This window comes from Psychrobacter sp. 1Y10, from assembly GCF_052259005.1.
Lineage (GTDB): Bacteria > Pseudomonadota > Gammaproteobacteria > Pseudomonadales > Moraxellaceae > Psychrobacter > Psychrobacter saeujeotis.
This window is the reverse complement of sequence record NZ_JBQQES010000009.1, coordinates 14,488-39,180: the sequence shown is the minus strand read 5'-3', so window position 1 is coordinate 39,180 and position 24,693 is coordinate 14,488. Positions and strand designations below refer to the sequence as shown.

Annotated in this window: 17 protein-coding genes; 7 read left to right on the top strand and 10 right to left on the bottom strand. The window is 42.3% G+C overall.

Annotated features, from left to right (window positions below; all coding sequences use genetic code 11):
* Window positions 1–444 precede the first annotated feature (444 nt).
* Complete coding sequence (locus ACTXGH_RS11540; protein ID WP_439296580.1) at window positions 445–1,992, top strand: alanine/glycine:cation symporter family protein; 1,548 nt, start codon at window positions 445–447, stop codon at window positions 1,990–1,992.
* 232 nt (window positions 1,993–2,224) lie between these two features.
* Here the strand turns inward: ACTXGH_RS11540 and ACTXGH_RS11535 are convergent, their stop codons facing one another.
* Window positions 2,225–2,860, bottom strand: a complete 636-nt coding sequence (locus ACTXGH_RS11535; protein WP_439296581.1) for a fasciclin domain-containing protein — start codon at window positions 2,858–2,860, stop codon at window positions 2,225–2,227.
* A gap of 117 nt (window positions 2,861–2,977) precedes the next feature.
* Window positions 2,978–3,565 (bottom strand): fasciclin domain-containing protein, encoded by a 588-nt coding sequence (locus tag ACTXGH_RS11530; RefSeq protein WP_439263226.1) that lies wholly within the window; start codon window positions 3,563–3,565, stop codon window positions 2,978–2,980.
* A 681-nt stretch (window positions 3,566–4,246) separates the two neighbouring features.
* On the opposite strand from ACTXGH_RS11530, the gene metH reads away from it, so the two are divergent.
* On the top strand, window positions 4,247–8,041 hold the full coding sequence (gene metH / locus ACTXGH_RS11525; protein ID WP_439296582.1) for a methionine synthase: 3,795 nt from the start codon (window positions 4,247–4,249) through the stop codon (window positions 8,039–8,041).
* Window positions 8,042–8,220: 179 nt separating this feature from the next.
* Here the strand turns inward: metH and ACTXGH_RS11520 are convergent, their stop codons facing one another.
* Together ACTXGH_RS11520 and ACTXGH_RS11515 are read right to left on the bottom strand one after the other, a co-directional pair.
* On the bottom strand, window positions 8,221–9,681 hold the full coding sequence (locus tag ACTXGH_RS11520) for a VWA domain-containing protein (protein ID WP_439296583.1): 1,461 nt from the start codon (window positions 9,679–9,681) through the stop codon (window positions 8,221–8,223).
* On the bottom strand, window positions 9,672–11,243 hold the full coding sequence (locus tag ACTXGH_RS11515) for an AAA family ATPase (RefSeq protein ID WP_439296584.1): 1,572 nt from the start codon (window positions 11,241–11,243) through the stop codon (window positions 9,672–9,674). Before ACTXGH_RS11515 ends, ACTXGH_RS11520 begins: the two co-directional genes overlap by 10 nt.
* A gap of 900 nt (window positions 11,244–12,143) precedes the next feature.
* Here ACTXGH_RS11515 and ACTXGH_RS11510 point away from each other — a divergent pair.
* A complete protein-coding gene (locus ACTXGH_RS11510; protein WP_439296585.1) occupies window positions 12,144–12,941 on the top strand; it encodes a hypothetical protein in 798 nt (265 codons plus the stop codon).
* 121 nt (window positions 12,942–13,062) lie between these two features.
* On the opposite strand, the gene ACTXGH_RS11505 is transcribed toward ACTXGH_RS11510, so the two are convergent.
* The 5 genes from ACTXGH_RS11505 to ACTXGH_RS11485 all read right to left on the bottom strand — a co-directional run bounded on the left by ACTXGH_RS11505 (window position 13,063) and on the right by ACTXGH_RS11485 (window position 15,947).
* The gene (locus ACTXGH_RS11505) at window positions 13,063–13,725 is read right to left on the bottom strand and encodes a class I SAM-dependent methyltransferase (protein ID WP_439296586.1); all 663 of its coding nucleotides are present in this window, start codon (window positions 13,723–13,725) and stop codon (window positions 13,063–13,065) included.
* A gap of 40 nt (window positions 13,726–13,765) precedes the next feature.
* Window positions 13,766–13,909, bottom strand: a complete 144-nt coding sequence (locus tag ACTXGH_RS11500) for a DUF2256 domain-containing protein (RefSeq protein WP_439296587.1) — start codon at window positions 13,907–13,909, stop codon at window positions 13,766–13,768.
* A gap of 45 nt (window positions 13,910–13,954) precedes the next feature.
* Window positions 13,955–14,125, bottom strand: coding sequence for a DUF2256 domain-containing protein (locus ACTXGH_RS11495; protein ID WP_439296588.1), 171 nt, complete (start codon window positions 14,123–14,125; stop codon window positions 13,955–13,957).
* Window positions 14,126–14,155: 30 nt separating this feature from the next.
* The gene (locus tag ACTXGH_RS11490) at window positions 14,156–15,175 is read right to left on the bottom strand and encodes a Xaa-Pro aminopeptidase (RefSeq protein ID WP_439296589.1); all 1,020 of its coding nucleotides are present in this window, start codon (window positions 15,173–15,175) and stop codon (window positions 14,156–14,158) included.
* A gap of 283 nt (window positions 15,176–15,458) precedes the next feature.
* Window positions 15,459–15,947 (bottom strand): META domain-containing protein, encoded by a 489-nt coding sequence (locus ACTXGH_RS11485; protein WP_299221607.1) that lies wholly within the window; start codon window positions 15,945–15,947, stop codon window positions 15,459–15,461.
* Window positions 15,948–16,368: 421 nt separating this feature from the next.
* Here ACTXGH_RS11485 and map point away from each other — a divergent pair, with 421 nt between their 5' ends.
* Window positions 16,369–17,160 carry a type I methionyl aminopeptidase gene (map, locus tag ACTXGH_RS11480; protein WP_439296604.1) on the top strand — a complete coding sequence of 264 codons (792 nt, stop codon included), beginning with the start codon at window positions 16,369–16,371 and terminating at the stop codon, window positions 17,158–17,160.
* A 269-nt stretch (window positions 17,161–17,429) separates the two neighbouring features.
* Window positions 17,430–20,159, top strand: a complete 2,730-nt coding sequence (gene glnD / locus ACTXGH_RS11475; protein ID WP_439296590.1) for a [protein-PII] uridylyltransferase — start codon at window positions 17,430–17,432, stop codon at window positions 20,157–20,159.
* A gap of 59 nt (window positions 20,160–20,218) precedes the next feature.
* Here glnD and ACTXGH_RS11470 read toward each other — a convergent pair whose 3' ends face one another.
* Window positions 20,219–20,935 (bottom strand): hypothetical protein, encoded by a 717-nt coding sequence (locus tag ACTXGH_RS11470; RefSeq protein ID WP_439296591.1) that lies wholly within the window; start codon window positions 20,933–20,935, stop codon window positions 20,219–20,221.
* Window positions 20,936–21,181: 246 nt separating this feature from the next.
* Between ACTXGH_RS11470 and dapC the strand changes: the two genes are divergently transcribed.
* The gene (dapC, locus tag ACTXGH_RS11465; protein ID WP_439296592.1) at window positions 21,182–22,438 is read left to right on the top strand and encodes a succinyldiaminopimelate transaminase; all 1,257 of its coding nucleotides are present in this window, start codon (window positions 21,182–21,184) and stop codon (window positions 22,436–22,438) included.
* A 220-nt stretch (window positions 22,439–22,658) separates the two neighbouring features.
* The gene (locus ACTXGH_RS11460; RefSeq protein ID WP_439296593.1) at window positions 22,659–24,680 is read left to right on the top strand and encodes a DUF294 nucleotidyltransferase-like domain-containing protein; all 2,022 of its coding nucleotides are present in this window, start codon (window positions 22,659–22,661) and stop codon (window positions 24,678–24,680) included.
* Window positions 24,681–24,693 lie beyond the last annotated feature (13 nt).

Sequence of the window (24,693 nt, the reverse complement as noted above, 5' to 3'; positions counted from 1 at the left end):
AATATTATAGCTATTGAACGGCTCTCTTACTGTTATCATTTAGCATTTACTAAAATGTCTAACGATAATCTAAGGTTCATGTTCGTGTACTATAAGTTTGTAAGCTGTTAGCAAACAAGAATAACGTAAATGGTTGAATACCATCAGATTATTAATTGATACGTATTTGATTATAATAATTATTTGTTTTATCCGCTGGTCTATTCTTTACCTACCTATTCTTACTGCGTTATATGTCATAATATTGTGACAACCAGAAAGGCAAAAGGACTTGCGACCGCAGCTAGGATCTATTAACACTGTTTGTGTTACTTGATAAGCCAAGCGGATAAATACAGACATTTACAATCCATCCTAAGCGGTTAAAAAGATATTAAGCCTTAGTTTAGTACAATGTTTAATATCCTTTATCGCTATTTTAAGGACGTTTGAGGAAGACATAATATGGAAAGTTTAGTCAATTTAGTAAACGGAATTATTTGGAGCCCGGCTCTGATCTACTTGTGTTTGGGCGCAGGTCTGTTTTATTCTATTATGACGCGCTTTGTACAAGTGCGTTTGTTCAGTGAAATGATAAAACTACTGTTTACGGGTAAATCTAGTGAACAGGGTATCTCATCTTTTCAGGCGTTAGCTGTCTCACTCGCAGGCCGCGTGGGTATGGGTAACATCGCAGGTGTTGCTGCTGCCATTGGCTTCGGTGGTCCTGGTGCCGTATTTTGGATGTGGATTGTGGCGTTCTTAGGAGCATCTACTGCTTATGTTGAATCGACACTCGCGCAGATCTATAAAGAAAAAGATGTGGTGACTGGCGAATATCGCGGTGGCCCGGCGTATTACTTTGAGCGTGCACTTGGTCAAAAATGGTACGGAATCCTTTTTGCAATCTCTTCTATCTTAGCTTGCGGTATGTTTTTACCGGGTGTACAAGCAAACGGTGTTATCAGTGCATTTGCACAGGTAATGGGTGAAGGCACTATCATGAACATCGGGAGCCTAGAAGTTGGCTCTATGCGTTTGGTAGCGTTAGTAATCATCCTAATCGTACTAGGTATTATCATTTTTGGTGGTATTAAGCGTATTGCAACCTTTACTGAGTTTGCAGTTCCTTTCATGGCACTAGGTTATATTGTCTTAGCCTTGATTATCATGTTTACAAACTTTGATATGATTCCTCAAGTCTTTGGTATGATCGTCGGTGACGCCTTTACCGCTCAAGCAGGTTTTGGTGCCGCAATCGGTTGGGGGGTTAAGCGTGGTATTTACTCAAACGAAGCAGGTCAAGGTACCGGTCCTCATGCAGCAGCGGCAGCTGAAGTTCAGCATCCATCACAGCAAGGTTTGGTACAGGCATTCTCAGTCTATGTCGATACTATCTTAGTATGTTCTGCTACGGCCTTTATGATTCTCACGATGGGTACTTATAATATCCAAGGTACGCTACCTGATGGTCAGTTCATCGTTCAAAACGTAGCAGCGACTACTGAAATTAACGCGCCTGCCTTTACGCAAATGGCGATGGAATCAGTATACGGCTCATTCGGTGATACTTTCATTGCTGTCGCAGTATTCTTCTTTGCCTTTACCACTATTTTGGCTTACTACTATATTGCTGAAGTAAACGTGGCTTATTTGACTCGCTTTTTGGGTCGTAACGCAAACAGAACGGGTTTATTCTTAGTTAAAATCCTCATCATGGCAATGGTTGCTTATGGTGGTCTAAACTCAGCTGGTTATATTTGGGCTATCGGTGATATCGGTGTTGGTCTGATGGCATGGCTTAATATCGTTGGTATTCTTGTTATCTTTATCGTTGCACGTCCAACACTTACCATGCTCAAAGACTATGAAGCACAGCGTAAAGCGGGTGTTAAGCGCTATAGCTTTGATCCTGCAAAATACGGTATTAAGAATGCGCCATATTGGGAAGCACGCCATTTAAAAGAGCAACAAAGAATGGCTGAAAGTCCTCTACATAAAGAGCCTAAATAAGACTCTTTAGAGCAGTTATAGTTATAGTGTACTAATATAATATAAAAAGCCTGAGGCAATGGTCTCAGGCTTTTTTATGCGCTTCATTATGCCCTATCAATTACTGGCAATTACTAGCGTTGATAATATGCACAGACAGTCTTTAATCCAATAAAAACCCAGCACGCTTGGCTGGGTTTTAGTCTTAAACATTAAAGGGGGTTCAAATCATACTATTTTTAATAACAACCTGTTATTTAGGCATTAATACTGTATCAACCACATGAACAACCCCATTGGTTGCCATTACGTCTGGTTGAGTAATATTGGACGTGTTGCCGCTAGCATCTGTGATAACATTGGCTTCGCTAATAGAAAACGCTTGGCCATTTACTGTCTCGATATCTGTACCGTAAGGAATATCGGCAGATTTTACTATCATACTTGGAATAACATGATATGACAGTACATTGGTCAACATGTCTTTATCAGCCAATAGCTCTTCTTTGGTGACATCAAGCTTCGTCAATGCATCAGCGAATGCAGCGTCTGTAGGCGCGAATACAGTGAACTCACTGCCTGAATCCATTAGAGTTTGATCCAGACCAGAAGCTTCAAGTGCTGCTGTTAAAATGGTTAAATCATTGTTGTCAGAAGCAAGTTCAACGATATTTTGCGTGGCAGTACTTTCTTCAGTCGTTACCTCAGGATCCGCGATGACTTCAGGCTCTTCCATTGTCTCAGTTTCAACCATTGGTTCAGGTTCAACCATCGGTTCAGTTGTCATTTCGGCCTCAGTAGGTTCTGCAACTGTCTCTGCATCATTACAAGCTACCAAAGATACGGCCGATGCGGCGATTGCTAGAGATAATAAAGTCTTTTTTAACATGGGTCTATCCTTATAAAAATTAAGCAGATGGTTTCTTATTCATTGCTATATGCATTGTATTTAATGCATGGAATAAAGTTTTAAAGCAGGGAATAAAAAAACGAATACGTGTCTTATTTACTGCGGTAACAGTACTTTATCGATAACATGTACGACACCATTGCTAGCTGCGATGTCTGTTTGCAAGATATTAGCAGTACGACCACTCTCATCCATCAGTTTGCCTTCAGGTGTAATCATCAATGTGTCTTTGCTGAGCATCATAACGTTACCTGGCTGCACATCTTTGGCATATACAGGTGCTGGACCATTGATTACGTGGTAGCCCAAAATCTTAGTTAAAGCTGGCTTGTTCGCAAAAAGCTGCTCTTTAGTCATGCCAGTTTCTTGCAAGGCTTCAGCAAACGCTGCATTAGTTGGTGCAAGGATGGTAAGGTTTGCATCGGGATTAGATAACGGACCAGCTATACCAGCAGCTTGTACCGCTTCAACCAAGGTCGAAAATTCAGGACTGCTTTGAGCCACTTGTACCACATTCATTGCAGCTACCGCTTCACTTTGAGTAGTTGCTTGCTGAGCTTGTTGTGCCTGTGCCTGTTTTGCTGGCATCGTTGCTTCTTTAGCTGGCATCATGTTGTTACAAGCGCTTAAGCCAGCAATTGATACAGCTAATGTGCCGATAGTAGCAAGTTTAGTAAGTTTCATATTCATATCCTTGATATTGAAGTCTATCCTGATTGCGAATTTAAAAATTATGAATGGTGCTTTTTAAAGGTAAGGTTTTGATAAATCAACTTATACATGATGACTTACTATCTACACAGTTTAACCATCTATTTAACTAACTCTTTAAAGAATCACGCTATACAGTCATGTATTAATACACGTATACATGCGTCTGAATGTTAGAAATAATATGTACACCGCTTAGTATAATAGTTCACCATTATCATCCGAGAGCTTATAGGCTATACTTACGGGCAACCAAACCTTACGAAGCTAAAGTTAGCATGGCATACAACTTTAACTATCTGCATTTGCGCTATTTTTTGTCATCCCCTTGTAAGTTTTGTCAGTTTTCTTGCATGGCTTATTTTTTAATTTAGTGATGGAATACTTTACAGAATCAATAGATAGTAAAGCTGCCTTGTATTCATACAAAAGGATATAAGATGACCTTTAAGCATGACTTTGGTGTGATAAACACTCTTAGATTTAGCTGACAAAACCCTCATTTTTATTGTTGAATATCAATAAAAACATACTGATAGGCGCCATATTTTTCATGCTAGAATATTGCAGATTTGTGCTTTCTTATTTTCTATAGTTTATGAATTTTTCTTTTTCTCTTTTTTTTATGATAATTACGATACAAGCAGTGTACCTATGACTCAACAGACAGCCTCACAAACTTCTTTGCCAACCAATCACCTACAAGCAGCGGACGGCTTTGTCCTAACACCGCCTGCCAGCTTTCCTTTTAAAGAACAGCAGCTAACCGCTCGCGTACGTATTACTGAGCAAATGAAGTCGCGTATTTTGATGTTAGATGGCGCGATGGGGACACAGATTCAGACCTATAAGCTTGAGGAGGCGGACTATCGCGGTGAGCGCTTCGCTGATATCGAGCAAGACGTACGCGGCAACAATGACCTGCTGGTACTCACGCAGCCGCAGATGATACGTGACATTCATCACGATCATCTTGCAGCGGGCGCTGATATTATCGAGACCAATAGCTTTAACGGCACGCGTTTGTCGATGTCTGACTATGATATGGAATATCTGGTGCCAGAGCTAAACAAGACCGCTGCCAAGATTGCTCGTGAAGCTGCTGATGAATTTACCGCTAAAACCCCTGATAAGCCGCGCTTTGTCGCAGGGGTCATCGGGCCCACCTCTCGCACCTGTTCGCTATCGCCTGATGTCAACGACCCCGCCTTTCGTAACATTACCTTTGATGAGCTGGTACTCAACTACCGTGAAGCGACGCTGACATTAATAGAAGGCGGCGTCGATATCATCTTAATTGAAACCATCTTTGATACGTTAAACGCTAAAGCAGCGATATTTGCCATCACAGGCGTGTTTGACGATATTGGTTTTGAATTACCAATTATGATATCGGGGACGATCACAGATGCCTCAGGCCGTACCCTATCTGGTCAGACGGCTGAGGCGTTTTATAACTCTATCCGTCACGCCAAGCCGTTATCTGTTGGCTTTAACTGCGCGCTCGGTGCTGATGCGCTGCGCCCGCATATTCAGACGCTCTCAAACATCGCTGACACTTATGTCTCAGCGCATCCAAATGCAGGCTTGCCCAATGAGTTTGGTGAATATGATGAAACTGCTAAAGAAACCGCCGCTCTGCTAGAAGGTTTTGCGAAAGCGGGCATCTTAAACATCGTCGGCGGCTGCTGCGGTACCACACCTGAGCATATTCGCCAAATCGCTAATATGGTGGCAAACTACTCGCCGCGCAAGATACCAGAGATTGTGCCTGCCTGCCGTCTGTCTGGACTTGAGCCGTTTACCATCACCGCTGACAGTCTGTTTGTCAACGTCGGTGAGCGTACCAACGTCACTGGCTCCAAGAAATTTTTGCGCCTAATCAAAACCGAAGCTTATACCGAAGCCCTCGATGTCGCGCGCGATCAGGTCGAGGGCGGCGCGCAAATCGTCGATATTAATATGGACGAAGGCATGCTCGACTCCAAACAGGCGATGATTCATTTTGTCAATTTGGTCTCAGGTGAGCCAGATATCAGCCGTGTACCGCTCATGATGGACTCCTCAAAATGGGACATCATCGAAGAAGGGCTTAAACGTATTCAGGGCAAATCGGTCGTCAACTCTATCTCCCTAAAAGAAGGCTACGATGAGTTCGTGCGTCATGCCAAGCTCTGTATGCGCTACGGGGCAGCAGTCATCGTTATGGCGTTTGATGAAGATGGGCAAGCTGACACCTATGAGCGCAAAATTCAGATCTGTCAGCGCAGCTATGACGTACTCGTTGATGAGGTCGGCTTCCCATCTGAGGACATTATCTTTGACCCCAATATCTTTGCAGTCGCAACTGGTATCACCGAGCACAACAATTACGGCGCTGACTTTATTAACGCGACGAAATGGATAACCGAAAATCTGCCCAATGCCATGGTGTCAGGCGGCGTCTCCAACGTCTCATTTAGCTTCCGTGGTAACCCGATTCGTGAAGCGATTAACTCAGTATTTCTTTATCATGCGATCAAAAACGGCTTAACCATGGGTATCGTCAACCCGTCGATGCTTGAAGTCTATGATGACATCCCTGTCGAGGCGCGCGAGGCGATCGAGGATGTCATGCTTAATCGCAATCAAGGCGAGACAGGTCAGGATGCTACCGAACGCCTGATGACTATCGCTGAGAGTTATCAAGATGGCGGCAAGAAAAAAGACAGCACCGTCGATATGAGCTGGCGTGAGGGCACGGTTGAAGAGCGCATCGCCCATGCACTGGTCAAAGGCATCACCACCTTTATCGAAGCCGATACCAAAGAAGCATGGGAGAAATATCCCAAACCACTAGAGGTCATCGAAGGGCCACTGATGGATGGCATGAACATCGTCGGTGACTTATTTGGCTCGGGTAAAATGTTTTTACCGCAAGTGGTCAAGTCGGCACGCGTCATGAAACAATCGGTCGCTTGGCTCAATCCGTATATCGAAGCAGAAAAGGTCGAGGGCGAAGTCAAAGGTAAGATCCTGATGGCAACCGTTAAGGGGGATGTACATGACATCGGCAAAAACATCGTCGGCGTGGTACTTGGCTGTAATGGCTATGACATCCTTGACCTTGGCGTGATGGTGCCGTGCGAAAAAATCCTCGATACCGCTATTAGCGAGAAAGTCGATATTATCGGCTTATCAGGACTGATTACCCCTAGCCTTGATGAGATGGTCTATGTCGCCAAACAGATGCAAGAGCGCGGCATAACGCTGCCACTGATGATCGGCGGTGCCACCACCTCCAAGGCGCATACGGCGGTAAAAGTCGAACCGCAGTATCAAAACAATGCGGTCATCTATGTCTCGGACGCCTCACGCTCGGTCGGCGTGGTCACCAAACTGCTCTCTAAGGAAAATCGTCAAGGTCTTATCGATGAGACCCGCGAAGAGTATATCAAGGTACGCGAGCGTCTGGCCAAGCGTCAGCCCAAAGCGGCCAAGATATCTTATGCGGATGCTATCAAGCTTGGCTTTGACTATGACTGGGACAACTATGTGCCGCCTGCGCCCAGTAAACTTGGCCAAGTGATACTTGATGATTATCCGATCGCAACCTTGCTGCCTTATATCGACTGGACGCCGTTCTTTATCTCTTGGGGACTGACAGGCAAATACCCTAAAATCTTGCAAGATGAGGTCGTTGGCGAAGCGGCGCGCGATTTGTTTGACAATGCCAATGACTTAATGCAAAAAATGATCGATGAGAAGTTAATCGTCGCTAAAGGCGTGTTTAAAATCATGCCAGCCAAGCGTACTGGTGCAGATACTGTCACCGTTTATGATAAAGCGCTGGAAGACGGCGGACAGCCAACGCATACCTTTGAGCACTTGCGCCAACAGTCGGACAAAGCCAGCGGTAAGCCAAACTTTAGCTTGGCGGACTTTATCTCACCATCAGACACGCACACCGATCATATCGGCGGCTTTACCGTTTCCATCGTCGGTACTGAAGCACTCGCTGAAAAGTACAAAGCCGCAGGCGATGACTATAACGCTATCATGGTGCAGGCACTATCTGATCGCTTGGCCGAAGCCTTTGCTGAGCACTTGCACGAGCGGATCCGTAAAGACTATTGGGGCTATCAGGCTGATGAGACGCTCAGTAATGAGGAGCTGATTAAAGAAAAATACGTTGGTATCCGTCCTGCTCCCGGCTATCCTGCCTGCCCTGAACATACCGAAAAAGGCAAACTGTTTGATTGGCTGGGTACAGTGGACGCTATCGGCACAACGCTAACTGAAAGCTTTGCAATGTGGCCTGCTTCCTCGGTCAGTGGCTTTTATTACTCGCATCCTGACAGTGAGTACTTTAACGTCGGTAAAATCGACCGCGACCAGTTGGAGGATTATGCTATCCGTAAGAATTGGGATATCAAGACTGCTGAGAAGTGGTTAAATCCGAATTTGTAGAGTTGGTTAGATTTTTTAGAGAAAATTTTATGCGGGATTGATTTTTATAATTGATTCCGCTTTTGCTTCTATCTGCTTATACATTCGAGACAATTGTGTTTAACCGTCACATCTCTTTCTTGCTGCTAAAAATCTACCTAGCTGATTTTTTTAGCGAAAGAATTCAGCAATATTAGAAGTTACCTACTCTTCTGCAGCGCAGTAAATTGAAGTAATTCCTGTATTTGATGCGAGTTGGGGTTATATATAAACTCATTATCAAAATAATTTTCTACGCGGTTATACATAAAAAGATTACCTATCACTAATGAATTAAACTGATTGCCATTCAATTTTTGTTGCTCTAAATCTTTCAATAAGCTTTCTGGCAAGTCGCTCATCACGAAATCAGATATTACTAATACATCTGATTTTTCATACTTTTCAGTTTCTAATAGTTTTATCGCATAACGAAGTGCTGGAGCAACATCCGTACCCCCGTGAAATGATTGACTAAGGAAACCTGTCAATTCAGCTATACCTGTTGCACCAGTTACTTCAAACGTTTCTATATTAGTAGAAAAATTAATAACAAAACATGGTCTATTTTGGTTTTTAGCTTTAATCCCCAAGAAAAGAGTAACTGCTTTTGCAATGCTTTCTGGTGTACCTTGCATGGAACCACTTGTATCAACACATAGTATCATCGGACCTAGCTTTTCTTCTGTCTCTTTTTCTACTTCAACAGTTATTTCTACTTCTGTATTCTGATATGTCAGCCCTTGTAACTCAAAGCAAAGCAATTTCGCTTCTAGATACTTTAAATCAAAAAGAATTGCTGTATCTGGGTCTGACATTAAAGCAAGTTCAGACGGTAGTGCATGCTCTAAATCTTTGGCTAGACGTAAACCAATAATCTCTTCTTTCGAATTGGTATCGACGACTGGTGTTTGTAACTCGATAGTTTGCTGTACACGCTCTATTTCACTTGTGTGTTCTATTTGGCGCATTTTACCCAATAAGTCCGCTATTTTCTTAACGCCACCATCATTTTGTAAGTAACTTAACCAACGCTTGAGAACATCAATATTCTGTTTACTTAAGCTACCTAAACTATCATCAAACCAAATACCTAATTCAAATCCGAATTCACATAGGTTTTGGTCCAGCTGTTTTATTAACTCCATCCATTCAATTAACTGCTCTAAAAACTGGTCGCGGCGTGCTTGCAGTTCTTCTAATTGCCAACGTGCTTGGGCAACATCGAGGTGCTTTTGCCATTCATTTAAAAGGAGTTGAAAATGGGGCTTTTTGTCACTTATTTGCTTTGAAGTCTCTTTGTTCTCTTTTAAAGCTTTCTTCCAATAAGATAAGTTTGCGGGAACACCTACTTCTGAGCAGAAACTTAGATACTCTTCGACAGCTTTCGGGTTCAACTCATCTGAATCTTTGGCATAATAGTCAATCCACTGGGTTAATTTGCTCTGATGTTCAGAAAATATGTCTCGTTGTAAAATTTCTAATTTAGCTTTATATTGCCAATCCTCTATTTGGGTAGTGACCTGTCGGGATATATTATCCTGACTGTATAAATGTTCATATTGCTTTTTGACAGCTTCTTCAATGACATTTTTACCGTAGGTCGAGAAGTTTAGCGACATAGCGCCTCCAGACGTTCACAGTCCGCAATTCGCAACTGAATTTGGTCTTTCTGTTTGGTAACACCTGTTATAGCAACGCTAATTTCTTCCTTGGTAACAAATGGACTGGCAAGGTGTTGCTTATATTCAGTAGATTTTCCTTCAACTTGTTTTGAAACTTCGATTAGTTGTTGGCGAATATCTTTTATAGAATCTGCTAGTGAGCTAACTAGCCTTTCGTTTATGTCTTTCTTTTTATCACCTTTATTAAATAAAACATTCGGTCTAAAGGTTACATTGTTATGAACATTTGAACTTAGAGTTACCTCACAACTACCTTGGCCTTTAAATGAACCTTGAATACTACTCTGTATATTTCCGGCTTTGTCAACTAAATGAAAAATGTCTTTTGTTTTAAAATTCTCAAAAGGTATATAAAGTTCAAATTCTTTATCATAGTCAGAATAATTTTCATATCCTCTTCGTTTAAATACTGCGTTAAACTTAAAATAATCTCTACCATCATTTAGCTGTATGACATCATAAATATCTTCTGAATGATAAAGCTCTTCATTTATTTCAAGGTCAAGTTTATCCTTTTCTTTATCTAGTTTGGCTAGATTAATATCAGTATCAAAACCACAATTTTCAATTGCACTCGTCACAATCTCTTGTACCGCTTCTCGATTTTCAGTAGTCGTCCACAGACAATATTTAAGCAGTAGCGCGTCGCTATGGTTCGTTTCAGTACGCCCATTACAAAAAGCAGAAGCTTTAAGCAGTATTGCTGCTCGTTGCCAACGTCGATCAGATACATAAACGTCTAGCTTTTTTGACTGCGAGATTAGTTGTTGCCGTATGTATTTGATCACTAACAAGGTATCATCGCTTAAAGTTACTAAGTGTAGCTTGTCACGCCATTCCTGCATTTCATCATAGTTAATAATTAACTCCGGACTAATACATGAATTTTCCGAACTAGGTTTGCTATTAATTAGATGATTAAAGTTCTCTTCTTGTTCGATAGGTGGTACAAATAACCGAATCACAAAACGGTCATAAAGTGCTTCTAACCCTTGGTTTGGTGGCGGTACTTCGTTAGAGGCGGCAATCAAAGACTTTAAGGGTACTTGGATTATCTCTTTACCATTTCTAAAAGTATGCTCATTAATAATAGTCAATAAATTATTCAAAATTGCTGGGCTAGACTTCCAAATTTCATCTAGGAATGCGAAGTCTGCGGTTGGTAAATAGTCATCAACTTGACGAATATAACGATCTTCCTTTAACTCTTTGATAGACACAGGACCAAATATCTCTTCTGGTGTGCTGAAACGATTCATTAAGTATTCAAAATATTTAGGAGATTCAAAAGCAGCTATCAATCTTCTTGATATTAGACTTTTTGCTGTACCAGGCGGACCTAATAAGAAGGTGTTGTGTCCTGTAATAGCACCTAGCAGTGCAATTGCCATGGTTTGATTACGCTCATACATATCAGCAGTTAATTCTTCCAATAACTGTGATATACGTGCCTGGATATTCAAATTTACATCTTTTGGTTTTTGAGTCTTATTCGCCATATTTATTCAATGTCTCATTAATTGAGTTAAAAGGTTATTTAAAGTTATAGTTGCGATCAAATATACAAACATAATTGATAAGTTCAGACTTGACCACACGAGTGAGTGGGCCCTGATTACCATTTGTATGCTTGGTTAACTACCAATTTTTTCTTAAGCCATGTGAAGGAGTGCTGACAGATAGATTTTCAGCGATCAGTTTTCTTTTATGCGAAAAATAAAACATTGTACAAAACTTCAATACTATCGTGGCGAGCAAAATGTCCTTTATTAAGCATACAGATATTAGGTCGCTCATACTTCACACCTTCTGCATTGCCTTTAGCGTATTTAGCAGTTCTAGCATTTTTTATGCCACTTAATGGCTTTCCTGCTTCAGATCCGAAAAAGTAAAACGAGTATAGCTCTAAAGTATCTTCATCAAATATTATCCAAATAACACATCCTGAAGGCTTGGTTGCTAGACGGGTATGAATGTTCTGTCTTGAAGTTTTACCACCTAATTTTGAAGCTTTAAGCTGAATATGCCGAATAACATTATTGAGCTCTAAAAAAACATAGACTTCAAAAGTTACATGTGTTTTTAATCCACTCTATTGCAAGACTCATTGACAGTTAAATAGTAGCAGCTGCTGTTAAGTTCTTGCCCATATTCAATCAGTACTAAACTTAAAGCCTAACCTTTAGGACTTAAATTTTAATAAATATGTAACAAAAACAGCTGTTTGATTAGATTAACTTAAAGATATTTGGTATATTTATAATTAAGAATATATTTAAATTGTTTAGTAATATTACTATATAGTATGAGCCTTACAAACTGTTAAAAACAAGGAGGTATATCGGCATAATAGTTGTAAAAATTGAGATTTTACATTTTTAAATCAAGGAGAGATAAAAATGAAATCGTTCAAATTAACGCTACTAGCCATGACAGCTATATTCTTTTTACAAGGATGTGATGATGACTCTGATGAGTCGACCTCACCACTACCCAATCAGCCAAATATCGACACTGAAATCGTTGGAACGTGGAGTAATGACGATAGTAGTAGTGGATTATCAACGATTGTCTTTATGAATGACGAGACTTATGTACAGGTCCAAGTCAATAGTAGTCAGTCTACAAGTGACCCTGAAAATGGTATGGAATGGGGTAATTACAATATCAATAATAGTACAGGCAAACTAACTGCTACGCCTATTTTTGATAAAAATGGTAGCTCTGGATTGTCAGATTCTGTCAATCGCCATGCTCAGGTATCTAACGGCAAGCTGATCCTCGAAGTAGACGAAAACAATGATGGCATTATCGACAGTGATGAAAGCCATGAGTTTTCAAAAACCCAACCTGAAGGGATCTTAGGGTCTTGGAGTTTCGATGATACTGATGACGATGAGCTAATCGGATTAGCATTCTTCGATAATGGGACTTATGTCCATGTCCAAGTGGATAAAGCTGGCTCAGTAAATAACTCCGAAAATGGTATGGAATGGGGTAACTACACTGTTGATCCCACGACTGGACGGTTAGCAACCTCTATGCTCTATGATGATAACGGTGGCACTGGATTATCACAACCGCGTACGCGTTACGCGCGAGTGACTGGTGACACTGCCCTCACTATTGAAGCTGATAACGATCAGAACGGCTCAATAGATAGCGGTGAGTCTTTTGCTTTTTCGAGACCATCTTGAGAAAGTTTAGCAAAGCCTAACTTGTTAACTGCAAAAAAGTTGTACTACAGTTTTGACTTCGTAAAAGAAAACTCCTTAAAAGGAGTTTTTTTTGATGATTATCTTGTATAGCTAACTAAGTCTATGACGACTTGAGAGTAGCAACCGTCGCCTCGCCCCAATAGTGATAACCCACGATATTGACGCCCTGCGTAAATCCTTGCTGACCCGAGACCTCAAACCCCGCTTGCGCGATCAGCTGTTCGATATCCCTATCCAGATGACAGCCGCCCGCTATTGGCTTCCATGCTGGAGTGATGAGCTGTTGCATTTTGCTCACCCATTTAGGCTGCGGCGCTAAGCCGTGCTCGGCATAATATAGCGTGCCAGTCGGTTTTAGCACGCGCCTCATCTCGTGTAGCGCTTGGATAGGATTAGGGATGGAACATAGGGTAAAGGTCATGACGACACTGTCAACGCTATTGTCCTCAAGGGGTAAGATCTCGGCGGACAGCGGCTGCGAGATAAAGTCGATGCCTGCGCTAGAAAAGCGCTTGGCTGCCAATGGATGCAGGTGCGGATCGACGCCTATCACTTCTTTGACGGTTTGAGGGTTGTAAAACTCAGCATTGAGCCCACTGCCAACACCGACTTCTAGCACGATGCCGTGGGCTTTTGGGACGACAAGCGCTCTTTGCTCGCTCACAACATCTAATGCACAGGCTTTGTCGATTAGGACAGGCAAGACTTTATTATTATAGACGTTTTTGAGACTGCTGAGCTTAGAGGTCGGCTTTGATTTCATGATGATTCCTTTATAATTAAAATATGAACATCTTTGTATTTTAGTCGCTCTTTTTAGTCCGCCGACACTTCTCAGAACAGTAAATCACCTGCTCCCAATCTTTCTCCCACTTCTTACGCCACGTAAATGGCCGCAGGCAGACGGGGCATATTTTCTGTGGTAAGTTTACTTTTTTATGTGCCATCGTCTGCTCCTTCGTTCTTCTATACTTCTCATTTTCTATTAACGCCTACTTATCTTCTTTTTGATGCTCTAGCCCTTCATATTTCTTCACTCGGCGACACTGGTCTGAGCAATAGACCATACTATCCCAGTTTTTATCCAGTTTTTTAGTCCAGCTAAACTCGCGCTCGCAAACAGGACATTCTTTTTTACGTACGTTTTTCTTTTTGTGCGCCATAGCCTCTACCCTAAAGTTAATAATGAATGATTACTGACCCCAGATAGGTGAACGTACAACCCCGCCAGCCTTACTACTAATGGCATAGCTTGTCTGACCCGCTAGCGAATGTATAACTATGCTACCACCGCTTTGTCCGTCCACTCGTGAGGTGCGCGTAGGATAAACACTATACTGTCCAGAGGGTGAAAAACGTGCTGGCTCATCTAGACCCGTCTCTGCAAGTTTAACAATCTCTCCAGTTGCTAGCGTCAAAATCGCCGCTTGACGGTCGTTTAGATAGGCTAGGCGCTGGCCATCAAAGCTGAGCTGCGGACTGGCAGCATAATCTTTCATCGTTATTTGAGTGGCGTTACGAGTTGCAAAGTCATAGCGATATATTCTCGGTCGTCCAGCGTTTTTCTTATCACTGGTGTAAACGAAGCTTTGGCCATCACTGGCATAGCTTGGCTGCACCTCGGTGCTAGGCAGTGTGGTCAGCTGTTTGGTTTTACCACTATCTAAATGCATCTCATAAATGTCTGCGTCACCGCCAACGGTTGAGCTATAGAGCAGCTTTTTGCCATCTGGTGAGAATGACGGTGATAGGTTGCTACCCTCAGTACCCACCACCAGATTGTGCGTTTGGCGACTCACATCATATATATAGATTTTTGGGTTTTGTCGCGGGGTTTGCTTACTATAAGCCAATAACTGCCCATCAGCTGACCATGCTGGTGCATATATATAGCCGCTTAGCTCATCTATGAGTTGTCTATCGCTACCGTCAGGATAAATGCTGTACAGACTAGAGACTTTTGTAGACCCTGCGCCTTGTTCTTCCACGTAGGCAATGCGACCTGCACGATCTACCGCTGGCATTTTCGCTGTTAGTGGACTTGTCATCGTACTGCTAGTAAGCGTGTGCGCGCCTTTGTCTATCGGCAACGTGCTACAAGCCGTTAAAAAAACGCTGAGTACAATACCCGCCGTAATATTGCAAGTGATATTCGTCTGAGTTATAGAAAGGTATTTTGTGTGTAGAAGTTGAGGAATACTAGAGGTAGGCATAAAGAGGTACTCAGTTAGGTTCTGGCTAGAAGCAATAAATTAAAAGACGAAAAACGCGTTTGAGTAGCTAAGCGTGTCATGTATCTGCTATGAAAAATACCCGTTGATGAAATAATAAGACAATAGGTAAAATAATTAGGACACATAATTAGGTCACAGAAAAACGCCTCACTACATTATATAGTGAGGCGCGCTATGATTAACAATTATTCGTCTTTTTTTTATAGTAATAACAATAATTTATACAAACCATGTCAAACCATTTTAGGTACTTAGTTATTACCTATTTAGCGATGGCTTTAAAGTGAGCCACCTGGTTTGCATTGCGAATAGTCAAGATAGGTACATTGTTTGCGTTATTGTTGATGCTGTACTTGCCTTGTACTGTTGCAAGTGTCGCTGTATCAAAGCTTGCTTGTGGCTCAGGGCATGCCATCATAGTAGATAAGACATTACCTAGGACAACGTTACCATCTACCACACTATAGTCAGAACCCATGTTGTTACAAGTGTTGACAAAAGTGACACGGTCATTGCCCTCGTTTTCAAAAAACTTTAAGGTCAAAGGTTTAGACGGATCAAAGAATAGCTGAGTGACTTTCTCACCATTGCTACGTTTGGCATCAACGAGTTGCCAATCATGTGCTTGTAGCGCATTAGTAGTAATTGGTTGCGTGACTGGTGCAGTGACACTAGGGGTTGTCTGGCAACCAGCAGCAAGTGTACCTACTGTAAGCGTTGCCGCCATCATTACTTTTGTCATACTGTTCATAGAAGCTCCTATAATAGATAAATTTAAACCTTTGTATAATCAATATATTTTTATTGGTTATTTGAGGCTAGCACTTTTGTAATAGCTCTTATTTAATTTGCTAGATAGATGTGCTGAACATCAACACTATTATGCACGACGAGCAGATTATTGTCATGAAAGATTGCGTACACCCTTGCTTTTAGATTTGTTTCACTGTATAGCTATTTTGCTAATACACCTTGTCAAGACATACCCTACCTGCTAACTGCTGATTTAGTCTTAATTATTCTAAATCAGTACTCGCTTGGCATTTTATATAAAGCTGTCAAGCGTTTATCAGTGCAAGACCGTGACCGCTCGCGTCTATGGTAGGGCCGTTAACCATGTATTTATGCTATAATGCCCCTACTTTCATTCTATAACTATAAGTACGACAATGATGACTAAAAAATCCCTTATCCAGTTCCCTGAAGCCATAGAAAAAATGCGCGTTGCCGGTAAGCTTGCCAGCGATGTACTCGTGATGCTTGATGAGCACGTGAGAGTCGGTATCAGTACCGAGGCGCTCAATCAAATTGCTCACGATTATATCGTTAATGAGCAACAAGCTATTCCAGCGCCGCTTAATTATAATGGCTTCCCGAAATCAATCTGCACCTCAGTGAATCATGTGGTGTGCCACGGTATCCCAACCGAAAACAAATTGCTTAAAGACGGCGACATTATTAATATCGATGTGACTGTCATTAAAGATGGCTACTATGGCGATACCTCAAAAATGTGGATCGTTGGTAATGGCTCCATCATGGCGCAGCGTATCTGTAAAGTGGCACAAGACGCGCTTTATGCAGGCATGAGTGTCGTCAAAGATGGCGCGCGCTTGGGTGATGTTGGTGCTGCTATCCAAGAAGTGGTCGAGCCTGAACGCTTTAGTATCGTGCGTGAGTTCTGTGGTCACGGTATCAGTAATGAGTTTCACCATGAGCCACAAGTCATGCATTATGGCAAAAAAGGCACAGGCTTTGAGCTTAGGACTGGCATGACCTTTACTATCGAACCAATGATTAACCAAGGCACGTGGCAGACCAAGATCCTACCGGATGAGTGGACGGCGATTACTAAAGATCGTAAGCTGTCTGCCCAATGGGAGCATACCATGGTCGTGACTGATAATGGCTGTGAAGTCTTTACCACGCGTCCTGAAGAAGATTTGAGCTTTTTGACCCAATGATATAAATAAAGATCGCTTAGGCGGTCTTTTTTTTTGGACTATTATTATCGGCTTTAGGCTATCATCGGCTTTAGGCTATCATCGTCTTTAGGCTATCATCGTCTTTAGGCTATCATCGTCTTTAGGCTATCATCGTCTTTAGGCTATTATCATTGTTAGTCGATGGATACACGTTGAACATCATGCTTGCTGCTTTTTTACCTTTATACTTTTATTTGCTTTTCATTTCTAATAATCTCTATTTCTGAATTCTTGATTGGATAACGCTCATGTTCTCTTTCGATGCTGCTTCTATTAACCTAACTCCGCTACCCTCTTTTCCTGCGTCAGATACGGTCTCATCATCTGATACGGAGAAGTCTTTACTTGGTATACCCAAATGGTTGACCCAAATTAATACTGATATTAACCGCGCCCTTGAGCGTGGAGCGAATATTCGTCAATTGGTTGGCGCTCGTAGCGATGCTATTGATGGTTTGCTGATGGCGTTGTTTACGTGGTTTGATTTAGACAAGACAGATTTGGCATTATTTGCAACTGGCGGCTATGGACGCGGTGAGCTTTCTCTGTATTCAGATATCGATATTTTATTGCTAGCACCTGATAAGTTACAGACCGATGTTAGCAGTAAAATTGATAGACTGGTGGCGATGTTATGGGATATTGGTCTTGAGCCTGCGCTATCGGTACGTAGTGTCGATGACTGCTTGGAAGCGGCCACGGATCATACGGTTGCCAGTACGTTACTAGAGGCTCGATTGTTAATCGGTAATGAAGCGCTACAGAGCATTCCTGTCGATGTCGTTAACAAATTATGGTCACAAAAAGATTTTTATGAAGTAAAAATCAATGAGGCTAAGGTGCGTTATATTCGGCATAACGCCACCGAGTATAATCTTGAGCCTAATATCAAAACCGCACCTGGCGGACTACGTGATATTCATATCGTCGGCTGGGTGACCAAGCGCTACTTTCGAGTCAGCAAACTCTATGATTTGGTACAACAAGGCTTTGTGACCGAAAAAGAGTTCGATGAGCTAAGCTTTGCTGAAAGTTACTTATGGCAGATACGCCATTATTTACATGAGCTGACAGGCCGTAACGAAAACAAGCTGCTGTTTGACTATCAGCGCGATATCGCGCAGCGGATGGGTTATGAGTCGCAGCCAGATGATCAGCCTAACGCCGCGGTTGAACGCTTTATGCGCGACTACTATCGCTGTGCAATGCAAATATCAACGTTGTCTGAGATGCTTATCAATCATTACTATGAGACCATCATAGAGCCGCATCTGCCGGATGATGAGCAGCCGACTAAGCGTCCATTAAACGCGCTTTTTAATCAGGTTGGCGAGCAGATTGCCGTTTCCCATCATCGTGTGTTTTCTCAGCATCCTGAAGCGATTTTGGAGATGTTTTTACTTATGGGACAATACGGGATAAAGAGCATCCGAACCCGAACTCTGCGCGCACTAAAAATTGCCGCGCGCGGTATCGATCAGATTTACCGTGACAATCCTGAACATCAAGCGTTGTTTTTAGAAAATATCAAAGAGCAAAACTATTTGTTCCATCGGTTGCGTGCGATGAATCGCTATGGGGTACTGGGTAACTATATTCCTGCCTTTGCGCAAGTGACCGGTCTTATGCAGTACGACTTATTTCATCGTTATACGGTCGATGCGCACACGCTATTTTTGATTCGAATTTTACACCGCTTTACCGACGCGCGTTTTTATGAAGACTTTCCGTTGGTTAGTGCTATCTTTCAGCGCATTGAGCGTAAAGAGATTTTGGTCTTGGCAGCGATGTTCCATGATATTGCCAAAGGTCGCGGCGGCAATCATAGTCAACTTGGAGAGACTGAGTCGATTGAGTTTTGTTTGGCACATGGTATGAGTAAAGCCGATGCTCATCTGGTAGGCTGGCTCACACGCTATCATTTATTAATGTCTATGACTGCACAAAAAAAGGACATCTCAGACCCTGAAGTGGTGACTATCTTTGCTGATTTGGTCGGTAATGTCACTCATCTTAATCATTTGTATGTATTGACGGTGGCAGATATGAACGCTACCAATCCTCAGCTTTGGAACAGCTGGCGGGCAACTTTGATGAAACAACTATACTCACAGACGCGCCGCATCTTACGTGCTGATATCGACGCACCGACCAACCGTCAAGATATGATTCGTGCAACGCGTAAGCAAGCGCTAACGATGCTTGATAATGCCAACAATCAGCATATGAATCGTGATGAGGTGCTTAGGTTATGGGATGAGTTGGGTGATGAATACTTTTTACGTGAGATTGCAGAAGACATCTTATGGCATACTGAAGCCATCTTAAACCATCCCCCTATCGGCTATGCGTCTAATGCTGATAGTATGCCACTAGTTGTATTACGTGAGCATCGGGAGTTGGCGCTAGATGCTGTACAAGTCTTTGTATATACCCAAGATCAGGCCAACTTATTTGCGGTCACCATGGCAGTATTTGATCAGATGAGTCTTGATGTACTGGACGCACGAATCATCACCGCGACCCGTGACTTTGCTTTAGACTCTTATGTGCTACTTGATCGTAGCGGTACATTATTAAAAGATGAGGACAGTCAACAAGAGCTAAAGCAGCGTTTAGTAGATGCTTTTAAAAACCCTACAACACCCAAACTTGCGCAAAAACGTATCCCGCGCCAGCTTAGACATTTCGATGTACCGACTATTATTGATTTTGAGTTTAATGAGGCTTCAGGTCAACATGTCATGAGCTTACAGACACTTGATCAGCCAGGGTTACTGGCACGAGTGGGACAGGTATTTTTGCAGCAAGGAATTGAAGTGCATGCGGCTCGTATTACGACCTTAGGTGAGCGCGCAGAAGACATGTTTTATCTCAGTGATCAAAACGATGCGCCATTATCTATAGACAAACTTGATACGTTAAAAGCGGCTTTGATTGCTAGTATTAGCGTCTTACCAGATAGCAGTCACGCTTAGCCTAGCGTGACTGCTATTAACCGATTTAAATGCTATGGTTCTAATGAAATAGCATGGTTCTAAGACATATGAATCAGGCTTTTATAAATCATTTTGTCGGCATAAGGTGACAACTCTTCGTCAGCAATCTCTGGTGGCAATACTTCTGCTTCTATCTGATATTGCCCTAATATCAAACGTCCAGCTTCGACTTCTTTTTGTAGCAGACGTTGCAAGCTAGCCAGTTTTAGATGGGACTTATAACGCTCACAAATCGTTTGTAAAGAGATAGGCGCGCTAGCATGAATAGCAGGTAAAATAATATCTGATGCCAATATATACATCTCATTTAACGCCTGTTCTCGTACAAGGTCTGCAATATCAATTCGATTTTGCAAACGATTTGCCAAACGCCCTTTAGACGATAACATCACTACAAACAATGCAGTCTGTACACCAAATACAGCCATATACATCCAAAAATACAGCTCTACGTTTAATAGACTGCTAAGTAGCATCAGAACGATAGCGACGACTACATAGCTGACTACTTGCCATAATAGCCACATAATTAGGCTATTATCTCCAAACCAAAACATCCAGCGCTCTTCGAGCATTATAAGGCGCTGACGTGCCAGCCACCATTGCTGTTCACGCAGTTTCAATTGTTCACAAAAACCAGCATGCTGCACATTATTATCACTAGTGTTATCAACATCGCTAGCATTATCAGTATTGTTATTACTGGCATTGATAACTTCGATATTAAGGTGGTCGGCCTTAGAAGCTTTAAGCATATCAATCATCCTAACAACAACTTACCAAAGTTAATGGCAGTCATTGCTTATATCATTATTATTTATAAGCTATGAGTGATAAGACAAACAGCTAAAACATTAAACTGCTATTAAGTATTTCGTTAGTAAATAGCAGTAAACATGAGCGAGAAGCAAAAGACAAAAAATAGGAGAAGTGCTACACTGCCTAAATGTAATTTTTCTTTATATATTTATTATCAACTGCCTATTATAGTTACCAAACTTATGAATAACAACTTAAAGCATTTGCACCCATATCCGTTTGCCAAAATGGCGACTCTGTTAGCTAACAGCATACCAGCCAACGACTATTCTGAGATTAAGCTTGGAATTGGTGAGCCAAAACACGAACCGCCAACTTTTGTGCTGGACGTATTACAAGAAAACTTAGACAAACTATGTCGTTATCCGACCACTAACGGCAGCTTTGAGCTGCGTCAGACCATCGCTCATTGGCTTGAGAAGCGGTTTTTTTTGCATCATGTTGACGCCAATACCGAAGTACTGCCGGTCATGGGCACACGTGAAGCGATTTTTAGTTTTGTACAAGCGGTAGTGAATCATAATGACAATACTACTCATCAAGCTATGGACAATGCAGATAACAAGCCCTATGATCCTATCGTCGTCATGCCCAACCCTTTTTATCAAATTTATGAAGGCGCTGCGATACTCGCTCAAGCAACGCCATACTTTGTACCTTGCGTATTAGGCAATGACTTTAAAGGCAATTACCGCGCCGTACCTAAAGCTGTCTGGCAACAAACGCAGCTGTTATTTATCTGTAGTCCAAATAATCCGACTGGATCAGTGATGACCATGGAGGACTGGGAGTTTCTCATTCGCCTATCAGATCAATATAACTTTATTATTGCCAGCGACGAATGCTATAGCGAATTATATTTTGATAAAGCGCCTATTGGTCTGCTGCAAGCATGTGCCGAACTTGGTCGCAATGATTTTAAAAACTGCGTCGTATTTCATTCGCTATCTAAGCGCTCAAACCTCCCCGGCCTGCGCTCAGGGTTTATCGCAGGCGACCAATCTATTCTAAAATCTTATTTACAATATCGCACCTATCAAGGCTGTGCGATGCCTATACCTCATCAGTTGGCATCGATTGCCGCTTGGCAAGATGAGAAGCATGTGGCGCACAATCGGGCGCTATATCAAGAAAAGTTTGCGCTGTGGATGACAGAGTTAGGCGAGCTACTAGATTTACGTATGCCTGAGGCTGGATTTTATTTTTGGGTAAAAGTTCCTGAGCTGTTTGATGGTGATGATGAAGTCTTTGTCAAAGCACTGTACGAACAAGCCAATATTCATGCACTGGCTGGGCGATACTTGTCACGTGAAGTTGATGGTAAAAATCCCGGTCAAGGTTATGTCCGTATCGCTCTCGTTGCTAGTGTTGACGAGAGCCGCGAGGCCATTGAGCGTATTCGCAAGTTGTTAACGGCGCAAGCCAAACTGGTGAGTTAACGGTTGATGTGCTAAGTATGAAAAGATAAAAGACTAGAAATTTTAAGTTAAATATATCCTTATTAACAACAATGTTATGAATGGCAGGATAGTGCTATAGTAAGACAATATCGTTTTACTATAGTCGCCTACGCAGAGTAGCATTTTTATAGTTTTGACTTAATCATTAAACTCACGATGATAAACTGCTTTTGTTGGCGACGCTATCAAGGATGATGCCATGCCCCATCTTGATTTTACCCAGCCTCCATTTGATGTATTGCGTTCAACTGAACGTCAAAGCCTCAAAAAAAACACCCAAGTCCGCTATCTTGGCGCAAATGAATCTTTAACTAGTGACGACTTACACAATTTTTTTGTGGTATTAAAAGGACAAGTTGATCAAACGCTAGCTGGCGAATTTGTCGCTTCTTATTTTGGTAGTAATCACTCCGACCAACTAAATAGCAACGACTGGTTCGATAGTCGCCGCACGCCCGAATCGCAAGGCCGTATTGTCAAAGCACAAAACGATGGCAGTACTGAGCCTTATCAATATACGGCTCACGAAGATACTTTATTGCTGCAAATTGATGGTGCTGCTATCGATAAAATTAGCGCGCAAAATCATCTAGTTCGCCAACTACTATCAGACAAATTGCCTGAGCGGCTAAAGGCACTACAACAAAGGCGTAGTACGCAAGGTCAAGCATTAGGATTGCATGCAGAAAGCTATACGGCGCAGCAAGAAGTGCAGCAAATCATGCTACAACCAGTCACTGATGTAACCCTATTGCCCGTACATATTGTTGATGCCAATAATAGCCTACATGAGGCGGCACGTATCATGACCGAAGCTGGATTGAAGCATGTGCTGGTACGTCCAATCAATCATTTATTAGAGCAATCCATAAACACGCTTAACAATGCTGAAAATATTTCTAAGCCCGAAACTGAAACTGAAACTGAACATAGCATTACCCGCCGTTCAGATCATGAGCTAGGTATCTTGACTGATACTGATATCTGCCGTGCGGTCAGCGAACAGCAAGACCCTGCTACCACTCCCTGCCAGCATTTTACCAGCTTCAACCTACGCACTATCGATGCTGACAATGAGATTGGCGATGCGCTAATGACCATGACTCGCTACCGTATCCACCGCTTACCCGTTATTGATAATAAAGATCAGGTCATCGGTGTACTGGGGCAAAGCGATGTCTTGGCTTATCTCGGTCACCACTCACAGCTTATTAGTGTTCAAATTGAGCAAGCAAAAGACTTAAACAGCCTAGATACAGCGGTCGAGCTCATTGGTCGCTATATTCGCTCGCAGCACCAAAACGGTGTCAAAATCGGCGTCGTTAGCCGCATGGTGCAAACGCTAAACGCGCAAGTCTTTACTAAGCTTTGGAAGCTCATCGTTCCTAATGAGGTCGTAGAAAATACCTGCGTTATCGTAATGGGCTCAGAAGGTCGCGGTGAGCAAATCATGCGTACCGACCAAGACAATGCATTAATCATTCGTGATGGCTTTACTCATCCTAAGTTGGCGCAGTTTGCTGATATCTTTAACAATCATTTAGCAGATCTTGGTTATCCGCTGTGTGATGGCAATATCATGATGAATAACTCAATGTGGCGGCAACCACTAAAACCGTTTAAAGCCCAGATCAGTTTATGGTTTAAAAATACCGATCCGATGCACAGTATTTACTTATCCGCCATACTTGATGGTGAGTACGTCTGCGGCGATGAGTCCCTGCTAAACGATATACGTGACCATTTAAAAACGGCGCATCGTCAATCAGATCGGATGTTCGTACGGCAGTTTGTACGGGCAGCGCTCCAGTTCGGTGATGTCAATCAATGGTGGCAAAAGTTTGTACCGTTATTAAGCGGTAAACCCAGCTCACATGATATTGATCTTAAAAAAGCCGGTATCTTTCCACTGGTTCACGGTATCCGTACCTTAGCATTAGAAAATGATATTTTAGAAGTGCCTAGCACTAAAGGTCGCCTTAAAGGTTTAGTACAAGCTGGCACTTTAAACCAAGAGCGTGCTGACACCTTATCGGAAGCCTTAGAGTTTTTTATGGCGCAGCGTCTGTCCGTCGCACTCTCTACAAATGATAAGTATGCCCGGCACGTCGACCCGACTACCTTATCAGCGCTTGAGCGTGACTTATTAAAAGAGTGTCTAGCCGTGGTCAAAAGCTTCAAAACGCAGCTGCGGCAACACTATCAATTAGAGGCATCATAAATGCATGTTAGAC

What these genes read in the sequence shown, in the direction of transcription:
- ACTXGH_RS11520 (WP_439296583.1), bottom strand. Translation starts at nt 9,681, where the DNA reads ATGTCGCTAAACTTCTCGACCTACGGTAAAAATGTCATTGAAGAAGCT.
- ACTXGH_RS11470 (WP_439296591.1), bottom strand. Translation starts at nt 20,935, where the DNA reads ATGCTTAAAGCTTCTAAGGCCGACCACCTTAATATCGAAGTTATCAAT.
- ACTXGH_RS11530 (WP_439263226.1), bottom strand. Translation starts at nt 3,565, where the DNA reads ATGAAACTTACTAAACTTGCTACTATCGGCACATTAGCTGTATCAATT.
- ACTXGH_RS11485 (WP_299221607.1), bottom strand. Translation starts at nt 15,947, where the DNA reads ATGAACAGTATGACAAAAGTAATGATGGCGGCAACGCTTACAGTAGGT.
- ACTXGH_RS11515 (WP_439296584.1), bottom strand. Translation starts at nt 11,243, where the DNA reads ATGGCGAATAAGACTCAAAAACCAAAAGATGTAAATTTGAATATCCAG.
- ACTXGH_RS11490 (WP_439296589.1), bottom strand. Translation starts at nt 15,175, where the DNA reads ATGCCTACCTCTAGTATTCCTCAACTTCTACACACAAAATACCTTTCT.
- glnD (WP_439296590.1), top strand. Translation starts at nt 17,430, where the DNA reads ATGTTCTCTTTCGATGCTGCTTCTATTAACCTAACTCCGCTACCCTCT.
- ACTXGH_RS11495 (WP_439296588.1), bottom strand. Translation starts at nt 14,125, where the DNA reads ATGGCGCACAAAAAGAAAAACGTACGTAAAAAAGAATGTCCTGTTTGC.
- ACTXGH_RS11460 (WP_439296593.1), top strand. Translation starts at nt 22,659, where the DNA reads ATGCCCCATCTTGATTTTACCCAGCCTCCATTTGATGTATTGCGTTCA.
- metH (WP_439296582.1), top strand. Translation starts at nt 4,247, where the DNA reads ATGACTCAACAGACAGCCTCACAAACTTCTTTGCCAACCAATCACCTA.
- map (WP_439296604.1), top strand. Translation starts at nt 16,369, where the DNA reads ATGACTAAAAAATCCCTTATCCAGTTCCCTGAAGCCATAGAAAAAATG.
- dapC (WP_439296592.1), top strand. Translation starts at nt 21,182, where the DNA reads ATGAATAACAACTTAAAGCATTTGCACCCATATCCGTTTGCCAAAATG.
- ACTXGH_RS11500 (WP_439296587.1), bottom strand. Translation starts at nt 13,909, where the DNA reads ATGGCACATAAAAAAGTAAACTTACCACAGAAAATATGCCCCGTCTGC.
- ACTXGH_RS11535 (WP_439296581.1), bottom strand. Translation starts at nt 2,860, where the DNA reads ATGTTAAAAAAGACTTTATTATCTCTAGCAATCGCCGCATCGGCCGTA.
- ACTXGH_RS11510 (WP_439296585.1), top strand. Translation starts at nt 12,144, where the DNA reads ATGAAATCGTTCAAATTAACGCTACTAGCCATGACAGCTATATTCTTT.
- ACTXGH_RS11540 (WP_439296580.1), top strand. Translation starts at nt 445, where the DNA reads ATGGAAAGTTTAGTCAATTTAGTAAACGGAATTATTTGGAGCCCGGCT.
- ACTXGH_RS11505 (WP_439296586.1), bottom strand. Translation starts at nt 13,725, where the DNA reads ATGAAATCAAAGCCGACCTCTAAGCTCAGCAGTCTCAAAAACGTCTAT.